Source organism: Polaromonas sp. JS666, from assembly GCF_900103405.1.
Lineage (GTDB): Bacteria > Pseudomonadota > Gammaproteobacteria > Burkholderiales > Burkholderiaceae_C > Polaromonas.
Genome location: NZ_FNHX01000005.1, coordinates 236,439 through 253,187, shown reverse-complemented (window position 1 = coordinate 253,187; position 16,749 = coordinate 236,439). Strand labels below are relative to the sequence as shown.

Sequence of the window (16,749 nt, the reverse complement as noted above, 5' to 3'; positions counted from 1 at the left end):
TCACACCGCCTGCGCATCAAAGCGCATCGAAAAATCAATTGCCCGCACGTCCTTGGTCAGGGTGCCTATGGAGATGCGGTCCACGCCGGTTTCGGCCAGGGTGCGCAGGCCGTCCAGGGTGACGCCGCCGGAAATCTCCAGCACGGCGCGCCCGGCGTTGATGCGCACGGCCTCTTTCAAGTCAGGCAGGCTCATGTTGTCCAGCAAGATCATGCGCGCGCCGGCATCCAGGGCCTGGGCCAGCTCACCCAGGTTCTCGACTTCAATCTGTACAAAATCGGCCTGCGCGGCAACTTCGGCTGCGCGCGCCAGCACCTGCGCGATGCCGCCGGCCGCCGCGATGTGGTTTTCCTTGATCAGCACCGCGTCGTACAAACCGACCCGGTGGTTGGTGCCACCGCCGGTGACGACGGCATATTTTTGCGCGAGCCGCAGGCCGGGCAGGGTCTTGCGCGTGTCGACGATCTGCGCGCGCGTGCCCTTCACGATGTCGACATAAACCGCCGTCTTGGTCGCCACGGCGCTGAGCAGCTGCAGAAAATTGAGCGCCGTGCGTTCTGCCGACAGCAGGGCGCGAGCCAGTCCGCGCACCTCGAACACCACCTGGCCGGCTTCGCAGCGCTCGCCGTCCTTCACATGCCAGAGCAGCTGGGCCTGCGGGTCGAGCTGCCGCACCGTGGCCTCCACCCAGGCACTGCCGCAGACGACGGCGCTTTCGCGCGCCAGCACCTGGGCCCGCGCCTGGCGGGCCGCATCGATCAGGCCGGCCGTCAGGTCGCCGGCGCCTATGTCCTCGGCGAGCGCGCGCGCGGCGTCGGCCTGGGCCAAGTCGGCCAGTGCCTGACTGGAGAAATTAAATGACTTTTTCATGAGCAATCTAAGAAAGGATGGGCACCATACCGTGCACTAAACTATTAAATAGAGCGTAAAACTGTCGCGAATGTTACAGCGGCCGGCCAGGTGCCTGAACGCCGCGAAGCGCCCACTCACAATGGCGCTCCCCTTGCCCCTATTTTGATCCACGCCCACCACCATGTTCAGAACCCTGCTCAAATCGAAAATCCACCGCGCCGCGGTGACGCATTGCGAACTCAACTACGAGGGCTCCTGCGCCATCGACGAAGACCTGCTGGACGCCGCCAACCTGGCCGAGAACGAGCAGGTGCACATCTGGAACATCAACAACGGCGAACGCTTCATCACCTATGCGATACGCGCCGAACGCGGCAGCCGCATCATCTCGGTCAACGGCTCGGCCGCGCGCCGCGCCGCCGTGGGCGACCTGGTCATCATCGCCGCCTTCGCGCAGGTGCATGAAGAGCACGTTGCGGGCTTCAGCCCCAAGCTGGTGTTTGTGAACCCTGACAACCGCATCAAGGAAGAGCGCTCCACCATCCCGGTGCAGCAGCCCTGAGCCGCTTCGGGTCTTTCCCCGCCTCCTTCACACAAGGCCCCATGGACAACGCAGCGATGATCCGGCGCAGCCTGCGCCATGTGTGGCACCCGTGCACGCAGATGAAGCTGCATGAGGCCCAGCCGCCCGTGCCCATCGCGCGCGCCGAAGGCGTGTGGCTTTACGACTTTGAAGGCAGGCGCTACCTGGACGGCGTCAGTTCCTGGTGGGTCAACCTGTTCGGCCACGGCCATCCGCATATCAAGGCGGCGCTGCGGGATCAGCTCGACACGCTGGACCACGTGATGCTGGCCGGCTTCACGCACGCGCCGGTGGTGGAACTCTCGGAACGCCTGGGCGCGCTGACCGGCCTGGGCCATGCTTTTTACGGCAGCGATGGCGCCAGCGCCACCGAGATTGCGCTCAAGATGAGCGCGCATTACTGGCGCAACAGCGGCCGGCCCGAAAAAAGCCGCTTCATAGGCCTGGCCGGCGGCTACCACGGTGAAACCGTGGGCGCGCTAGCCGTGACCGACATCGCACTCTTTCGCGAAGCCTATGCGCCGCTGGTGCGGCTGGCTGCCACCGTGCCCAGCCCCGACGCGCGCGGCGCCCAGGCCGGCGAAAGCCCGGCGGACACGGCGCGCCGCGCCGCCGCGGGCCTGCAGGCCTGGCTGGAGCAGCACCACGCGGAAACCGCCGCGCTCATCGTCGAGCCCCTGGTGCAGTGCGCCGCCGGCATGGCCATGCACGACGCCGCCTACCTGCGGGAAGCGCGCGCGCTGTGCGACCGCTACGAGGTGCATCTGATCGCCGACGAGATCGCCACCGGCTTCGGCCGCACCGGCACGATGTTTGCCCACCAGCAGGCCGGCATACGGCCGGACTTCATTTGCCTGTCCAAAGGGCTGACCGGCGGCACACTGCCGCTGTCGGCCGTGCTGACCACCGACGCGGTCTATGAAGCCTTTTACGACGACGAGGTGGCGCGCGGCTTTTTACATTCACATTCCTACACTGGCAACCCGCTGGCCTGCCGCGCGGCGCTGGCCACCCTGGAGCTGTTTGAGTTGACCGATGCCCTTGCGCGCAACGCCGAAACAGCCCGGCTGCTGGATACGGCCTTCGCGCCCCTCACGCAGCACCGCGCCGTTCGGCACGCGCGCCGGTTGGGCATGATCTGGGCCTGGGACGTGGAGCCCGGCAATGTCCCCCATTTCGCGCGCCGCTACACCCAACACGCCATGGCCAACGGCGTGTTGCTGCGCCCCATAGGCCAGACGGTTTACGCCATGCCGCCCTACGTCATGGATGCGGAAGCCGCCCAGCACCTGGCGCGTGGCGCGCTGGCGGCGCTGGAGGCCACGCTGGCCGAGGAAGGCGGGGCCCATGGCTGAGGCGACACGCAAACTCTCGCTGTTTGTGACCGGCACCGACACCGGCGTGGGCAAGACCCTGGCGAGCGCGGGACTGCTGCATGCGCTGGCCCGCCACCATGTGCGCGTCGTCGGCATGAAGCCGGTGGCGGCGGGCACGGTCCAGGTCGACGGCGAAGATGTCAATGAAGACGTGCTCGCGCTGCGCGCCGCCTCCAATTACCGCGTGCCGCCCGAACTCGACAACCCGGTGCTGCTGCCCGACCCGGTGTCGCCGCATATCGCCGCGGCCCGCGCCGGTACACGGATTGACATCGCCCATTTGGTGGCCTGCCAGCGCCGCCTCGCGCAGCTGGCCGATGCCGTGGTGGTGGAAGGCGCGGGTGGTTTCCTGGTGCCGCTGTCGGACAGCGAAACCGGCGCCGACCTGGCCCAGGCCCTGGGCCTGCCGGTGGTGCTGGTGGTGGGCCTGCGCCTGGGCTGCCTCAACCATGCGCTGCTCAGTGCCGAGGCGATACGCGCGCGCGGCCTCACGCTGGCCGGCTGGGTGGCCAACCACGTTGATGCCGCCATGCTGGCGCAAGAGGACAACATCGCCTTCCTGCGGCAAAAACTGCAGGCGCCGCTGCTGGCCACCATCCAACACCAGGCCGCGCCCGACCCGCGCGCCATCCACTTTGAGCTTCCCCCCGCATGGCAATGACAATGACCGCTTCCTGGCTTGATGAATTTCCGGCGCGCCTGGCCGAACTGGATGATGCCCACCTGCGCCGCCAGCGCCGCGCGGTGCGGCCCGAAAGCGGCGCGCGCCTGACGGTGGACGGCCGGAGCATGCTGGCCTTTTGCAGCAACGACTACCTGGGCCTGGCCACGCACCCGGCTTTGGTGCAGGCCGCCTGCGAAGGCGCGCAAACTTATGGCGTGGGGGCCGGTGCCTCGCCGCTGGTCAGCGGCCACAGCGAGGCCAACGCGGCGCTGGAGCGCGAACTCGCCGCCTTTGTGGGCCTGCCGCGCGCGCTGTATTTTTATGCGGGCTATGCCACCAACATCGGCATCGTGCCGGCGCTGGTGGGCGCCGGCGACGCGATTTTTTCAGATGCGCTCAACCACGCCTGCCTGATCGACGGCGCGCGGCTGTCGCGCGCAAAGATTCATCGGTATGCCCATGCCGACCTGGATGCATTGGGCCGCGAACTCGCACAAAGCGAGGCACCGCGCAAGCTGGTGATCAGCGACGCCGTTTTCAGCATGGACGGCGACAGCGCCGACATCCCCGCGCTGCTGGCGCTGTGCGAACGCCACGATGCCCTGCTGCTGCTGGACGACGCCCACGGCTTTGGTGTGCTGGGCCCACAGGGCCGCGGCAGCCTGGCCGCGGCCGGGCTGTCTGGCGCGCAAGCCTCGCGCCGCGTGCTCTACATGGCCACGCTGGGCAAGGCCGCCGGTGTGGCCGGTGCCTTTGTGGCGGGCGACGAGGCGCTGGTCGAATGGCTGCTGCAAAAAACCCGCAGCTATATTTTTGCCACCGCCGCGCCCGCGCTTCTGGCCGGTGCGTTACGCGCCAGCCTGATGGTCATTGAGCAGGACGAGTGGCGGCGTGCGCACCTGCAGCGCCTTATCTCGCGCCTGCGCGGCGGCCTTGCAGCAGGCCTTGAAGGCAGCGGCTGGCAGCTGTCGTATTCGCAGACCGCCATCCAGCCGCTGCTGATTGGCGCCAACGACCAGGCGCTGGCCGTGATGGAAGGCCTGCGCGCGCGCGGCATCTGGGTGCCGGCGATACGACCGCCCACCGTGCCCGAAGGGACGGCGCGCCTGCGCATCGCGCTGTCGGCGGCGCACAGCGAAGCCGACGTCGACCAGCTGGTTGAGGCCCTGGGCGCGCTGGCCAGGCAGGCCGTTTGATCATTCAGAAATCTCTTCAGCTAGACTCCAAAACCCATCCCCTGGAAGGAAGAACCATGTCCCACGTTGCAGAACAAACCGTTACCTTGCACCGCCCCCGGCCCAAGGCTGAGCCAGCCCCCGCCGGCGACCAGCGCTGGAGCGTGGACGCCATCGAGGCGCTGTTCAACCTGCCCTTCCCTGAATTGATGCACCGGGCGCAAACCGTGCACCGTGAAAACTTCGATCCCACACGCGTCGAGTTCGCCACCCTGCTGTCGGTCAAGACCGGCGGCTGCGCCGAAGACTGCGGCTACTGCCCGCAAGCCGCGCGCTACGACACCGGCGTGGAAGCCAGCAAGCTCATGGAGCCGGCCGAGGTGCTGGCCGCTGCGCAGCGGGCCCAGGCGGCAGGCGCCACGCGTTTTTGCATGGGCGCGGCCTGGCGCTCGCCCAAGGACCGCGACATCGAAAAAGTCGCCGAGCTGGTGCGCACCGTCAAAGCCCTGGGCCTGGAAACCTGCGCCACCCTGGGCATGCTGGAAGACGGCCATGCGCAGACCCTGCAAAGCGCGGGCCTGGACTACTACAACCACAACCTCGACAGCGCGCCCGATTTTTACGGCGACATCATCACCACCCGCGACTACCAGGACCGCCTGGACACGCTGGCACGCGTGCGCAGCGCCGGCGTCAAGGTCTGCTGCGGCGGCATCGTCGGCATGGGGGAGACGCGGCGCCAGCGCGCCGGCCTGGTGGCCGAGCTGGCCAACCTCACGCCCTACCCCGAGTCGGTGCCCATCAACAACCTGGTAAAGATTGAAGGCACGCCGCTGGCGAACCAGGCCGACCTGGACCCGTTTGAGTTCGTGCGCACGATTGCCGTGGCGCGCATCACCATGCCGACCGCGCGTGTGCGCCTGTCGGCCGGCCGCCAGCAAATGGGCGACGGCGTGCAGGCCCTGTGCTTCCTGGCCGGCGCCAATTCGATCTTCTACGGCGACAAGCTGCTGACCACCGGCAACCCCGACACCGAGGCCGACGTCCAGCTGCTGGAACGCCTGGGCATGAGCCGCTCGGCGCCTGAAGCGCGCTAAGCCGCATACCTTGTCTGGGTTCTCTAATCCGTGGCCCAAAAAGCACGGTGAAGCTGGTTAGACTCTCGCTAAATTCCGGATGCGCCCATGACATCTCCTGCCAATACCTCCGCCACGCCTTACGGCACGCTGCCGCCGTCGTCCACGCCGTCGGCGCGCAAGCCCTTGAGCCTGCCGCGCCTGCGCGAAATGCACACCCATGGCGAAAAAATCACCATGCTGACCGCCTACGACGCGACCTTCGCGGCCGTGGCCGACGCGGCGGGCGTGGAATGCATCCTGGTGGGCGACTCGCTGGGCATGGTCTGCCAGGGCCTGACCAGCACCGTCGGCGTGACGCTGGAGACCATGCGCCACCACACCGAATGTGTGGCCAACGGCCTGCGCCGTTCGCAGGCTACGGCCTGGCTGATAGGCGACCTGCCCTTCGGCAGTTACCACGAATCCAAAGAGCAGGCCCTGCGCAGCGCCGTGGTGCTGATGCAGGCCGGCGCCCATATGGTCAAGCTCGAAGGCGGCGGCTGGACGGCCGAGACCGTGCGCTTCCTGGTCGAGCGCGGCATCCCCGTCTGCGCCCACCTGGGCCTCACGCCGCAGACCGTGCATGCGCTGGGCGGCTACCGCGTGCAGGGCAAGGGCGAGGAAGCCGCCGCCACGCTCAAACGCCATGCCCACGAGCTGCAGGACGCCGGTGCCGCCATGATGGTGCTGGAAATGGTGCCCGCGGCCCTGTCGGCCGACTTGACGAAAGAACTTGCGCATTGCGCCACCATAGGCATAGGCGCGGGCAGCGGCACGGCCGGCCAGGTGCTGGTGCTGCACGACATGCTGGGCATGAACCTGGGCAAGATGCCGAAGTTCGTGCGCAACTTCATGGAAGGTGCTGACAACAAGACCGCCAGCGTGCGCGGTGCCATGGAGGCCTATGTGCGCGCCGTCAAGGACGGCAGCTTTCCGGTCAACGCCCAGCACGCCTGGTAGCGAAGCAGCGATCCCGGCCCGGGCCGGGATCCATGCATCGCGATGCGTCAGGGGCAGGTGGCGCCGCTGGTCAATCCGATCGAGCCGGTTCCGGCGGCGGCAACGCTGCAGATGCCGGTCAGGATGGTATTGCCCGTCGAACCCGCCGCGAAGCTGCCGTTGTTGATCACGATGGCCCGGCTGTTCCCGGCGCTGCTTCCGGTGGCGCTCATGGTGTTGCCCGTGACCACGATGCCGGTGGAGTTCACGACATTGAGGCCCACCGCAATGCCGGTTCCTATCCCGGTCATGGAGTTGCCGCTCACCGTGATGTTGCTCGCGCTGCTGATCAGCAGGCCCTGCGCGGTTCCGCCCACCAGGTTTTCCCGCCCGGTCAGTATGTTGTTGGAGACGGTGGCCCCGGTCACGCCGGTGGCGCGCACGGCAAAGGGGTTGGGCGTGCCGCCCCCCGTGGACAGGTTGCTGATCGTCATTCCCGTCAGCGTGCTGTTGTTGCCCATGAGGACAGCCGGGTTGTTGCCGGCCACCGCTCCGACGATGGTGGCGCTCGGCGTGACAAGGGTCGCGGTCGCGCCGCTGGGTGCGCGCACGGTCAGGGACCCCGCCCCCATCAGCGTCTGCCCGGCTTGCAGCGTCGTGATGGCACTGGTGTTGAAGGTGCCCGAGAGCACGACCAGGCTGTTGGCGCCGGCCGCGGCCACCGCGCCCGGCAGGGCGGCGCCCGTGGTGTTGTCGCTTGAAATCAGGCTGAAGCTTTGCCCGGCGCTCGTAAGGCTCGCAGTCTCCACCAGGGGGGCTGTCGAACCGGACACCCGGCTTTGCGTGACGATGTCCACGTCGCGCATCACTGGTTCGGTCATGCGCCGTTCCTGGGCGCTCAGCGAGCCGGCGCGTTCGCCGCTGCCGCCGCCGAAGGGGATGCGCAGGCGCAGCGACACAAAGGCCTGGCGGCCGCGCGCATAGTCATGCTGGAGCTCCGCGCCCAAGGCCAGCCGGGCACCCTTCCACAGCCCCGGCACTTCAGCCATCACAAACTCCGCGCGTACGCGGGGGCCGGACACGCTGATGCCGGCGTCGCTGAAGTGGTAGCCCCCTACGAAAAACCGCAGCTGGCGCTTGTCCTGGGCATCGAACAGCGGCGCGCGCCAGCCCACTTCCGCGTCATAACCCTTGAGGGCGCGTTCCTCGCGTGTGGTCAAGCCCGGCGTGGTGATTTGCACGGTATTGCCGGAAATCGCGGCGGTAGGCGCGCCGCCGCCCGTTGTGCCCAGGTCGCGGGTCCGGCTGCCGTTCGGAAGGTAGAAGTTGGTGCGCAAATCCCAATTAGGGCCCAGGGCCTCCGCGCCCAGCGTGGTCTGGTTGAAGAAATTGCCGGTCTCGGTACGGCGGCGGTCAAAGTAGCCGTAGCCACCTATGTTCCAGCCGTTGGCCAGCATGTGGCGCACGCCCAGTCCGAGATTGCCTTCGCGGCTGCTGCTGCCGTCGAAGCGCCCGCGCAGGTCGCCAAAAAACAGTGTGCGGTCGGTCTGCGCCAGGGGGACAAAAACATTGGCCTCACCGATGTCGCGCTTGCTGCCGGGCTTGGCCTCAAAGTCGATATACGGGCTCCATTTCATACCCGATGCCGCCTGCGCGTGCGCAGCGGGGGCGGCGCCGACCAGCACTGCAAAAAAAGTCATCCCTAACCAATGCATGTTTGCTTTCATGCTTGCTCCTTATCTTATTTAGATAGGCCGCTCCAAAATCCCAGACTCCGGCTTGGTAGTTCATTTCACCACCACAACTCAAGGCGACACAAGCGATTTGCGTACTATTTGCTGCGGCTACAACAGTCGCGGCACCCGGCAAGAACAGGGAAAACCCCTGGCGCGGTCCACGGGAGACGGTAATATCCGCCCTGGGTTCCGGCCCTTCAGATCCCGACACTTTCTTCGCCTACTCATGAAAATCGTCCACACCATCCCCGAACTGCGCGAGGCCCTCGGCCCCTACAAGCGCCCGGCCTTTGTGCCCACCATGGGCAACCTGCACGACGGCCACATCGCGCTCGTCAAGCAGGCCAAGCCGTTGGGCGACGTGAGCGTCTCCAGCATCTTCGTGAACCGCCTGCAGTTCGCGCCGCATGAGGATTTCGACAGCTACCCGCGCACCCTGGACGCCGACGCCGAGCGCCTGAAGGCCGCCGGCTGCAACGTGCTGTTCGCGCCGCTCGAAAAACACCTGTACCCCGAGCCACAAACCTACAAGGTGCACCCGGCCACGGACTTGAGCGACATCCTGGAAGGCCACTTCCGGCCCGGCTTTTTCATCGGCGTCAGCACCGTGGTGCTCAAGCTGTTTTCCTGCGTGTTCGCCGGCATGCCCACGGGCGTGGCGGCTTTCGGCAAAAAGGACTACCAGCAGGTCATGGTGGTGCGCCGCATGGTGCAGCAGTTCGCGCTGCCCATCGAAATCCTGGCCGGCGAGACCCAGCGCGCCGAGGACGGCCTGGCGCTGTCCTCGCGCAACGGCTACCTGAGCACGGCCGAACGCGCCGAGGCCGTGGAACTGTCCAAGGCCATACGCGCGCTGGGCGAAGCTGTCCGCGCCAGCAGCACGCCCGACCTGCCCGCGCTGGAAGCCCAGGCCATGCAGGCGCTGGCGCGCCGCGGCTGGAAACCCGACTACCTCACCGTGCGCCGCCGCGCCGACCTGCTGGCACCGCAGGGCGCGCTGGCCGGCGAGCCGCTGGTGGTGCTGGGTGCTGCCAAGCTGGGCAGCACACGGCTGATCGACAACCTGGAAATCTAGGCCGGCGATGCACATCAAACCCGTCGACCCGCTGTCGCCCGAAGCGCAATCATTGCTCTCACAATCCGACGCCTATATGGCGGCGCTCTACCCGGCCGAAAGCAACCACCTGGAAAGCGCACAGGCGCTGCGCCAGCCCCATGTGCTGTTTGTGGGCGCCCACCTCGACGGCGCGCTGGTGGGCTGCGGCGCGGTCAAGACGCTGGACGACGACGGAACTTACGGCGAAATCAAGCGCGTCTTTGTGCTGGATGCGCACCGCGGCAAGGGGCTGTCCAAAGCCATCATGCAAACCCTGGAGGCCCACCTCCGGGCCGGCGGCGTGGGCCTGGCACGGCTGGAAACCGGCATCCACCAGCCCGAAGCGCTGGGCCTTTATGCAAAGCTCGGTTATGCGGCGCGGGAACCGTTTGGCGCCTATGCGCCCGACCCCTTGAGCGTCTTCATGGAAAAGCCGCTGGCGTGAGCGGGCTCTCTATACGCCTGGCCGCTTTGCCAGACCTGCCGGCAGTGGCCGCGCTGTTTGACGCCTACCGGCAGTTTTACGAACAACCCGCCGATGCTGGACTGGCGCTGCAGTTCATAGGCGAGCGCATGAGCAGGCAGGAGTCGGTGATCCTGGTCGCACAAGCTGCAGGCACCCTCGTGGGCTTCTGCCAGCTCTACCCCAGCTTCTGCTCGGTGATCGCCCAGCCAATCTGCACGCTTTACGACCTCTATGTGGCGCCCGAAGCGCGCCAGACCGGCGCCGGCCGCGCGCTGATGCAGGCGGCCCATGCGCACGCGCAGCAGAACGGCTTCGCGCGGCTGGACCTCAGCACCGCCAGGACCAACCACAAGGCGCAGGCCCTGTATGAATCCTTGGGCTGGGTGCGCGACGAGGTCTTTCTGTACTACAACAAGGCGGTTCCCGGGGCGATTGCGCCGGCCTGATCAGGTCAAACGCGCGGACGGGCAAGGTCCGCCTTGGGGTATAAAGTTCCACAGTCCCCCACGTTTGCAGGAGTTCCGCCATGGCCATTCCCCACGCCGCATCCGGGCAGCTCGTTGACGTCCAGCCGCTGGCGGGCAAGCTCTCCGAGGGCCGCACCGTCGCGCTCTTCAAAAGCGAGGAGCTGGAGGTCATGCGCCTTATCGTGCCGGCCGGCAAGACCGTGCCCTCGCACCAGGTCAAGGGTGAGATCACCGTGCAATGCCTGGAAGGCGAAGTGGCTTTCACCGCGAACGGCCAGACCCAGCCCATGAAAGCCGGCCAGTTGCTCTGGCTGGCCGGCGGCGTGCCGCACGGGCTCACGGCGGTGCGGGATTCGTCCCTGCTGGTGACGCTGCATTTGCGAAAGTAGCCGCGCCCCGGCGCGACGCGAGGATTCAGGCCAACTCAGCGGTAGGCCCGCGGCCCATCAGCATCGCCACCGCCTCGGCGGGTTTGAGCTTGCCATCCAGCAAGGCGACCACGCTCTGGGCGATGGGCATCTCCACGCCCAGGCCGGCGGCGCGCTGCACCACGGTGCGGGCGCAGTACACGCCTTCGGCGACATGGCCCAGCGAGGCCACCGCCTGCGCCAGGGTCTGGCCCTGGGCCAGCAGCAGGCCGACCTTGCGGTTGCGGCTCAGGTCGCCGGTGGCCGTGAGCACCAGGTCGCCCAGGCCCGAGAGGCCGGTGAAGGTTTCGGCTCGCGCCCCCAGGGCCACGCCCAGGCGCGTCATTTCGGCCAGGCCGCGCGTGATGAGGGCGGCGCGGGCGTTCAGCCCCAGTTGCAGGCCGTCGCACAGGCCGGTGGCGATGGCCAGCACATTCTTGACGGCGCCGCCCACTTCCACCCCCACGACGTCGTCGTTGGCGTACACGCGCAGGGTGGCGCCGTGGAAAGCGGCGACCAGGGCATCGCGCACCTCGGCATGTTCGCTGGCCGCAACCAGCGCCGTCGGCTGGCCGCGCGCAACTTCGAGCGCAAAGCTCGGGCCGCTGAGCACACCGGCCCTCAAGCCGGGAGCGGCCTGGGCGCGTATTTCGTGGACCATCAAGCCGAAAGGTGAGACAGCAGCGTCCACCGGGGCTTCAAAGCCCTTGCTGAGCCAGGCCAGGGGCGCGCCGGCATCCCGCAGGATTTGCAGCATGCCGCGGGCGGCCGACACCGGCGTCGCGAGGATGATGAGGTCTTGCCCGGCCAGCGCCTGGGCCAGCGGCGCGTCGCCGCCCTGCAGCGCCAGGGCGGCAGGCAAGGCGATGCCGGGCAGGTAACGGGCATTGACGCGCCCGGACCGCAGGCCTGCAAGCTGGGCGGCATCGCGCGCCCATAAGGTGACCTGGTGGCGCGAGGCGCTGCTCACGGCCAGCGCCGTGCCCCAGGCACCCGCGCCTATGACCAGTATTTTCATGAGGGTGTCACGCGGACATCATGAGGCGGCCGGGGCTGTACCCCGGCGGCCATCAGACGATGATCTGGGACGGAGCCGGCGTAGCAGCTGCGGCTTCCGCCTGCTGCTGCTCGTACATGGCCTGGAAGTTGATTTCGGCCATGTGCACGGGTGGGAAACCGCCGCGCTGGATCACGTCGGCCACGTTGCCGCGCAGGTAGGGATAGACGATCTGCGGGCAGGCGATGCCCAGGATGGCGCCCAGCTGCTCGGGCGGCACATTGCGGATTTCAAAGATGCCGGCCTGTTTGGCCTCCACCAGGAACACCGTCTTGTCGGCGATCTTGGTCTGCACGGTGGCCGTCACGGCGACTTCGAACAGGCCTTCGGCGATGGGGGTGGCACCCACGCCCAGCTGGATGTCCACGCTGGGCTGTTCCTGGTTCAGCAGGATTTCGGGCGAATTGGGCTGCTCCAGCGACACGTCCTTGAGGTAAACGCGCTGGATCTGGAATACGGGGTCAAGATTGGCTTCAGCCATGGTGTTCTTTCGGGTACGGGAAAGTTGAGGTTCAGATGCGCGGCAAGCCGGCGACCAACAAATGATTATAGGGAGCCGGTGTGGCCTCCATCAGGCACAACCAGCAGGGGCCGCGGGACTGGCTTTGCCAGACCGCAGGCGCCGCCCCCTGGAAGGGGGAACAGGCTACACGCAGTGAGCCTGGACGGGGGTTAGCTGTTTAACAACGGCATCAGGCCGCCACGGCCGTCCAGAGCCATCAGGTCGTCACAGCCGCCCACATGGGTCTCGCCGATAAAGATCTGCGGCACCGTGCGCCGGCCGGTGATGTCCATCATCTTCTGGCGTTCGCCGGGCACCATGTCCACGCGGATTTCATCGAGTTCGGTGACGCCGCGCTGCTTGAGCAGCTGTTTGGCCTGGATGCAGTAAGGGCAGGTGCCGGTGGTATAGATCTTGACGGTTTGCATGGTGTCTCCGGATCGCGCCGGCAGGGGCGCGGCGCGGGAAAAGTGGATGAATCAGGACTTGCCGGGTGAGGCAGGTTTCATGCCTGCTTTGCCCGACCCAGCCCTATTCAGGCCTTTTCCAGGGGAAGGTTAGCCTCTTTCCAGGCTTTAAGCCCGCCGCCCAGCGATTGGGCTTGCTCGTAACCGAGCTTTTTGGCCACGGCGACCGCGCGGCCGGCGCGCGCACCGGTGGCGCAGACCAGGATCAGGGGCAGGGCTTTGTTTTTGACCGCCAGGGGCAATTTCTCTTCCAGTTCGCTGAAAGGCACGTTTTTGGCGCCCGTGACGTGACCGGCGGCGAATTCATCCGCTTCGCTGACATCCACGACCACCGCTTTTTCGCGGTTGATCAGCTGCACCGCGCCGCTGGCGGTCAGTGCGCCGGCGTTCATCGCGCCGGAAATCATGGGCCAAACCAGCATGCCGCCCGAGGCGAGTGCTATCGAAATCAGCATCCAGTTATCGATCAGAAATTTCACGGTAAACCCTTTGTGTATTTTTCAGCTAACCCGTGATTTTAGAATGGAGGGAGAAAGCGCCCCGCCGGGCAGCCCCCCAATTCCCTTTATTTCCCCCTTTTTTCCACTCCCCACCCTTCCGACCATGTACAAACTTGTGCTCATACGCCACGGCGAATCGACCTGGAACCTTGAAAACCGCTTCACCGGCTGGACAGACGTGGACCTCACGGCTACCGGCATTGAACAGGCCAAAAACGCCGGCAAGCTGCTCAAAAGCGAGGGCTACGAGTTCGACCTGGCCTACACCAGCGTGCTCAAGCGGGCGACCCGCACGCTGTGGCACACGCTGGACGAAATGGACCGCACCTGGCTGCCCGTGGTGCACAGCTGGCGCCTCAACGAGCGGCACTATGGCGCACTGCAGGGCCTGAATAAGGCCGAAACCGCGAAAAAATTTGGTGACGAGCAGGTGCTGGTCTGGCGCCGCAGCTACGACACCCCACCGCCGCCGCTGGAGGCGAACGACCCGCGCGGCGAACGCGATGACCCGCGCTACGCCAAGCTGCAGCCCGGCCAGGTGCCGCTGACCGAATGCCTCAAGGACACGGTGGAGCGCGTACTGCCCTTCTGGAATGAATCCATGGCGCCCGCCATCAAGGCCGGCAAGCGCATCGTGGTCGCGGCGCACGGCAATTCCATACGCGCGCTGGTGAAATACCTGGACAACATCTCCGACAGCGACATCGTGGGGCTCAACATCCCCAACGGCATTCCGCTGGTCTATGAACTGGACGCCAACCTTAAACCCCTGCGCCACTACTACCTGGGCGACAGCGAGGCCGCGGCCAAGGCCGCCGCCGCGGTGGGCGCCCAGGGAAAAGCCTGAGCCCCCCGCAAGGGCTTGGCCGCCCGGATTTTGTAAAAGTCCTGTAAATAGCCGCCTGTTTCGCTTCTTTTTTCGCACCGCGCCATGACTAGGGTGGAACTGGGGGCCCCGGCCTTTCTCCAAGGTGTATATTGCTTCCCACGGGGGGAACAAGGGTTTCCCAACGGCTTACGAAGGTATTTTTTATGGGTCAAAAGCTCAAGATAGCAGGCTGGATTTCAATCGGCGCCGTGGCGGGGGCTCTCACCACGGTCCAGCTGCAGGCAGTGGCCCGCGCGGGCATCGCTCCCCTGCCACTCGAGGAGCTGCAGCAGCTGGCCGCGGTTTTCGGCATGGTCAAGACCGATTACGTCGAGCCGGTGGACGAGAAAAAGCTCATCACCGACGCCATTTCCGGCATGGTGGCCAGCCTGGACCCGCACTCGGTCTATTTCGACAAGAAGTCCTACAAGGAATTCCGCGAAGGCACGACGGGCCGCTTTGTCGGCGTCGGCATCGAAATCAGCCAGGAAGACGGCCTGGTCAAGGTGGTTTCGCCCATCGAAGGTTCGCCCGCCGACCGCGCCGGCCTCAAGCCCAACGACCTGATCACCCGCATCGACGACACCGCCGTCAAGGGCCTGACGCTCAATGAGGCCGTCAAGAAAATGCGCGGCGAGCCCAAGACCAAGGTCTTGCTGACGATCTTCCGCAAGGACGAAAACCGCACCTTCCCGGTCACCATCACGCGCGAGGAAATCCGCACCCAGTCGGTTCGCAGCAAGGTGGTGGAGCCCGGTTACGCCTGGGTACGGCTGAGCCAGTTCCAGGAGCGCACGGTCGAGGACTTCGTGACCAAGCTCGAGCAGATCTACAAGCAGGAGCCCAACCTCAAGGGCCTGGTGCTCGATTTGCGCAACGACCCGGGCGGCCTGCTGGACGCCGCCGTCGCCGTGTCGGCCGTTTTCCTGCCTGACAACGTCACCGTGGTGTCGACCAACGGCCAGCTCGCCGAAAGCAAGTTCACTTACAAGGCCTCGCCCGAGTTCTACCAGCGCCGCAACGGCGCCGACCCGCTCAAGCGCCTGCCCGCGGCCCTGAAGAACGTGCCGCTGGTGGTGCTGGTCAATGAAGGCTCGGCCTCGGCCAGCGAAATCGTCGCCGGCGCTCTGCAGGACTACAAGCGCGCCACCATCATGGGCACGCAGACCTTCGGCAAGGGCTCGGTGCAAACCGTGCGGCCGCTGGGCCCCGACACGGGCTTGAAGCTCACCACGGCGCGCTACTACACCCCCAGCGGCAAATCCATCCAGGCGCGCGGCATCGTGCCCGACGTGATGGTCGACGAAACCGCCGAAGGCAGCCCGTTTGCCGCCCTGCGCACCCGCGAAGCCGACCTGGAGAAACACCTCAACAGCGGCCAGGGCGCCGAGGTCAAGGACGCCAACCGCGAAAAAGCCCGTGAGATCGCGCTCAAACGCCTGGAGGAAGAAGCCAAGAAGACGCCGGAACAACGCCGCCCGCCCGAACTGGGCAGCGACAAGGACTTCCAGCTGGCGCAGGCGATCAACCAGCTCAAGGGCCGTCCCGTGCTGGTCAGCAAGACCGCCGTGGTGGAACCCAAGAACGAGAAAAAAGAAAACTAAGGCCGTGTGATGGGAGAGCGCCGGGATAACCGGCCTTTCCCGGTTTCCCCTGGCCGGCTTTTCGCACTCCTGTTCCACCGAGGCCGCCCTCCCCCGCGGCGGACTCCTTTCCTTTCATGAACGACGACCAGCTGCTTCGCTATTCCCGGCACATCCTGCTCGACGACATCGGCATTGAAGGCCAGGACAAGCTCCTGAAGGCGCATGTGCTGATCGTCGGGGCCGGCGGCCTGGGCTCGCCGGTCGCGCTTTACCTGGGCAGCGCTGGCGTCGGTCACATCACCATCGCCGACCACGACCGCGTCGAGGCCACCAACCTGCAGCGGCAGGTCGCCCACACCCTGGGCCGCATCGGCCAATTCAAGGCCGAATCCGCCCGGCAGGCCATCGCGGCGATCAACCCCGACGTCACGGTCACACCCGTCACGCAGCGGGCCGAGGGCGCGCTGCTCGACGAACTGGTGGCCAAGGCCGACCTGGTGCTCGACTGCACCGACAACTTCGCGACCCGCCACGCGATCAACCGCGCCTGCGTGAAGCACCGCAAGCCGCTGGTCTCGGGCGCGGCCATCCGCTTCGACGGCCAGGTCGCGGTGTTTGACGCGGGCAATGCACAGTCGCCGTGCTATGCCTGCGTGTTCCCCGAATCGGAATTGATGGAAGAAGCCCTGTGCGCCACCATGGGCGTGTTCGCGCCGCTGGTCGGCATCATCGGCAGCACGCAGGCGGCCGAAGCCCTGAAACTGGTGTGCGGCGTGGGCGAGGCGCTTACCGGGCGCCTGTTGATGCTGGACGGCAGGCGCATGGAGTGGAGCGAGATGAAACTGGCGCGCAATACCGCTTGCGCGGTCTGCGGCGACGTTCACCGCTGA

Annotated in this window: 19 protein-coding genes; 13 read left to right on the top strand and 6 right to left on the bottom strand. The window is 66.4% G+C overall.

Features of this window, described 5'->3' with window-relative positions; translation table 11 throughout:
- Nucleotides 1-870 (bottom strand): carboxylating nicotinate-nucleotide diphosphorylase, encoded by an 870-nt coding sequence (gene nadC, locus BLQ85_RS14780; RefSeq protein ID WP_074577994.1) that lies wholly within the window; start codon nucleotides 868-870, stop codon nucleotides 1-3.
- Nucleotides 871-1,033: 163 nt separating this feature from the next.
- On the opposite strand from nadC, the gene panD reads away from it, so the two are divergent.
- The 6 genes from panD (at nucleotide 1,034) to panB (ending at nucleotide 6,728) form a co-directional block, all read left to right on the top strand.
- The gene (gene panD, locus BLQ85_RS14775) at nucleotides 1,034-1,414 is read left to right on the top strand and encodes an aspartate 1-decarboxylase (protein ID WP_007867856.1); all 381 of its coding nucleotides are present in this window, start codon (nucleotides 1,034-1,036) and stop codon (nucleotides 1,412-1,414) included.
- Nucleotides 1,415-1,455: 41 nt separating this feature from the next.
- A complete protein-coding gene (locus BLQ85_RS14770; RefSeq protein WP_074577993.1) occupies nucleotides 1,456-2,790 on the top strand; it encodes an adenosylmethionine--8-amino-7-oxononanoate transaminase in 1,335 nt (444 codons plus the stop codon).
- Complete coding sequence (bioD, locus tag BLQ85_RS14765; RefSeq protein WP_074577992.1) at nucleotides 2,783-3,472, top strand: dethiobiotin synthase; 690 nt, start codon at nucleotides 2,783-2,785, stop codon at nucleotides 3,470-3,472. Before BLQ85_RS14770 ends, bioD begins: the two co-directional genes overlap by 8 nt.
- A 2-nt stretch (nucleotides 3,473-3,474) precedes the next feature.
- Nucleotides 3,475-4,671 carry an 8-amino-7-oxononanoate synthase gene (bioF, locus tag BLQ85_RS14760; RefSeq protein WP_074577991.1) on the top strand — a complete coding sequence of 399 codons (1,197 nt, stop codon included), beginning with the start codon at nucleotides 3,475-3,477 and terminating at the stop codon, nucleotides 4,669-4,671.
- A gap of 56 nt (nucleotides 4,672-4,727) precedes the next feature.
- A complete protein-coding gene (gene bioB, locus BLQ85_RS14755) occupies nucleotides 4,728-5,747 on the top strand; it encodes a biotin synthase BioB (protein WP_254806447.1) in 1,020 nt (339 codons plus the stop codon).
- An 87-nt stretch (nucleotides 5,748-5,834) separates the two neighbouring features.
- Entirely contained in the window at nucleotides 5,835-6,728 is an 894-nt protein-coding gene (gene panB, locus BLQ85_RS14750; protein ID WP_074577989.1) for a 3-methyl-2-oxobutanoate hydroxymethyltransferase, read from the top strand.
- A 47-nt stretch (nucleotides 6,729-6,775) separates the two neighbouring features.
- On the opposite strand, the gene BLQ85_RS14745 is transcribed toward panB, so the two are convergent.
- Nucleotides 6,776-8,407 (bottom strand): inverse autotransporter beta domain-containing protein, encoded by a 1,632-nt coding sequence (locus BLQ85_RS14745; protein ID WP_175456124.1) that lies wholly within the window; start codon nucleotides 8,405-8,407, stop codon nucleotides 6,776-6,778.
- A 262-nt stretch (nucleotides 8,408-8,669) separates the two neighbouring features.
- Here BLQ85_RS14745 and panC point away from each other — a divergent pair, with 262 nt between their 5' ends.
- The 4 genes from panC (at nucleotide 8,670) to BLQ85_RS14725 (ending at nucleotide 10,861) form a co-directional block, all read left to right on the top strand.
- Nucleotides 8,670-9,518, top strand: a complete 849-nt coding sequence (panC, locus tag BLQ85_RS14740; RefSeq protein WP_074577988.1) for a pantoate--beta-alanine ligase — start codon at nucleotides 8,670-8,672, stop codon at nucleotides 9,516-9,518.
- 7 nt (nucleotides 9,519-9,525) lie between these two features.
- On the top strand, nucleotides 9,526-9,984 hold the full coding sequence (locus tag BLQ85_RS14735) for a GNAT family N-acetyltransferase (RefSeq protein WP_074577987.1): 459 nt from the start codon (nucleotides 9,526-9,528) through the stop codon (nucleotides 9,982-9,984).
- A complete protein-coding gene (locus BLQ85_RS14730) occupies nucleotides 9,981-10,451 on the top strand; it encodes a GNAT family N-acetyltransferase (RefSeq protein WP_074577986.1) in 471 nt (156 codons plus the stop codon). Before BLQ85_RS14735 ends, BLQ85_RS14730 begins: the two co-directional genes overlap by 4 nt.
- 80 nt (nucleotides 10,452-10,531) lie before the next feature.
- Nucleotides 10,532-10,861: a cupin domain-containing protein gene (locus tag BLQ85_RS14725; RefSeq protein ID WP_074577985.1), complete on the top strand. Its 330-nt coding sequence runs from the start codon at nucleotides 10,532-10,534 to the stop codon at nucleotides 10,859-10,861.
- A gap of 25 nt (nucleotides 10,862-10,886) precedes the next feature.
- Here BLQ85_RS14725 and BLQ85_RS14720 read toward each other — a convergent pair whose 3' ends face one another.
- The 4 genes from BLQ85_RS14720 to BLQ85_RS14705 form a co-directional block, all read right to left on the bottom strand.
- Nucleotides 10,887-11,897 (bottom strand): NAD(P)H-dependent glycerol-3-phosphate dehydrogenase, encoded by a 1,011-nt coding sequence (locus tag BLQ85_RS14720; protein ID WP_074577984.1) that lies wholly within the window; start codon nucleotides 11,895-11,897, stop codon nucleotides 10,887-10,889.
- A gap of 52 nt (nucleotides 11,898-11,949) precedes the next feature.
- Nucleotides 11,950-12,417 carry a protein-export chaperone SecB gene (gene secB / locus BLQ85_RS14715; RefSeq protein WP_074577983.1) on the bottom strand — a complete coding sequence of 156 codons (468 nt, stop codon included), beginning with the start codon at nucleotides 12,415-12,417 and terminating at the stop codon, nucleotides 11,950-11,952.
- Between the two features lie 191 nt (nucleotides 12,418-12,608).
- Entirely contained in the window at nucleotides 12,609-12,866 is a 258-nt protein-coding gene (gene grxC / locus BLQ85_RS14710; protein WP_074577982.1) for a glutaredoxin 3, read from the bottom strand.
- A gap of 107 nt (nucleotides 12,867-12,973) precedes the next feature.
- A complete protein-coding gene (locus BLQ85_RS14705; protein WP_074577981.1) occupies nucleotides 12,974-13,384 on the bottom strand; it encodes a rhodanese-like domain-containing protein in 411 nt (136 codons plus the stop codon).
- A gap of 124 nt (nucleotides 13,385-13,508) precedes the next feature.
- On the opposite strand from BLQ85_RS14705, the gene gpmA reads away from it, so the two are divergent.
- The 3 genes from gpmA to BLQ85_RS14690 all read left to right on the top strand — a co-directional run bounded on the left by gpmA (nucleotide 13,509) and on the right by BLQ85_RS14690 (nucleotide 16,749).
- Nucleotides 13,509-14,252: a 2,3-diphosphoglycerate-dependent phosphoglycerate mutase gene (gpmA, locus tag BLQ85_RS14700; protein WP_074577980.1), complete on the top strand. Its 744-nt coding sequence runs from the start codon at nucleotides 13,509-13,511 to the stop codon at nucleotides 14,250-14,252.
- Between the two features lie 185 nt (nucleotides 14,253-14,437).
- Nucleotides 14,438-15,877, top strand: a complete 1,440-nt coding sequence (locus BLQ85_RS14695) for a S41 family peptidase (RefSeq protein WP_007867890.1) — start codon at nucleotides 14,438-14,440, stop codon at nucleotides 15,875-15,877.
- A gap of 116 nt (nucleotides 15,878-15,993) precedes the next feature.
- Nucleotides 15,994-16,749, top strand: coding sequence for a HesA/MoeB/ThiF family protein (locus BLQ85_RS14690; protein ID WP_074577979.1), 756 nt, complete (start codon nucleotides 15,994-15,996; stop codon nucleotides 16,747-16,749).

What these genes read in the sequence shown, in the direction of transcription:
- nadC (WP_074577994.1), bottom strand. Translation starts at nt 870, where the DNA reads ATGAAAAAGTCATTTAATTTCTCCAGTCAGGCACTGGCCGACTTGGCC.
- panD (WP_007867856.1), top strand. Translation starts at nt 1,034, where the DNA reads ATGTTCAGAACCCTGCTCAAATCGAAAATCCACCGCGCCGCGGTGACG.
- BLQ85_RS14770 (WP_074577993.1), top strand. Translation starts at nt 1,456, where the DNA reads ATGGACAACGCAGCGATGATCCGGCGCAGCCTGCGCCATGTGTGGCAC.
- bioD (WP_074577992.1), top strand. Translation starts at nt 2,783, where the DNA reads ATGGCTGAGGCGACACGCAAACTCTCGCTGTTTGTGACCGGCACCGAC.
- bioF (WP_074577991.1), top strand. Translation starts at nt 3,475, where the DNA reads ATGACCGCTTCCTGGCTTGATGAATTTCCGGCGCGCCTGGCCGAACTG.
- bioB (WP_254806447.1), top strand. Translation starts at nt 4,728, where the DNA reads ATGTCCCACGTTGCAGAACAAACCGTTACCTTGCACCGCCCCCGGCCC.
- panB (WP_074577989.1), top strand. Translation starts at nt 5,835, where the DNA reads ATGACATCTCCTGCCAATACCTCCGCCACGCCTTACGGCACGCTGCCG.
- BLQ85_RS14745 (WP_175456124.1), bottom strand. Translation starts at nt 8,407, where the DNA reads ATGACTTTTTTTGCAGTGCTGGTCGGCGCCGCCCCCGCTGCGCACGCG.
- panC (WP_074577988.1), top strand. Translation starts at nt 8,670, where the DNA reads ATGAAAATCGTCCACACCATCCCCGAACTGCGCGAGGCCCTCGGCCCC.
- BLQ85_RS14735 (WP_074577987.1), top strand. Translation starts at nt 9,526, where the DNA reads ATGCACATCAAACCCGTCGACCCGCTGTCGCCCGAAGCGCAATCATTG.
- BLQ85_RS14725 (WP_074577985.1), top strand. Translation starts at nt 10,532, where the DNA reads ATGGCCATTCCCCACGCCGCATCCGGGCAGCTCGTTGACGTCCAGCCG.
- BLQ85_RS14720 (WP_074577984.1), bottom strand. Translation starts at nt 11,897, where the DNA reads ATGAAAATACTGGTCATAGGCGCGGGTGCCTGGGGCACGGCGCTGGCC.
- secB (WP_074577983.1), bottom strand. Translation starts at nt 12,417, where the DNA reads ATGGCTGAAGCCAATCTTGACCCCGTATTCCAGATCCAGCGCGTTTAC.
- grxC (WP_074577982.1), bottom strand. Translation starts at nt 12,866, where the DNA reads ATGCAAACCGTCAAGATCTATACCACCGGCACCTGCCCTTACTGCATC.
- gpmA (WP_074577980.1), top strand. Translation starts at nt 13,509, where the DNA reads ATGTACAAACTTGTGCTCATACGCCACGGCGAATCGACCTGGAACCTT.
- BLQ85_RS14695 (WP_007867890.1), top strand. Translation starts at nt 14,438, where the DNA reads ATGGGTCAAAAGCTCAAGATAGCAGGCTGGATTTCAATCGGCGCCGTG.
- BLQ85_RS14690 (WP_074577979.1), top strand. Translation starts at nt 15,994, where the DNA reads ATGAACGACGACCAGCTGCTTCGCTATTCCCGGCACATCCTGCTCGAC.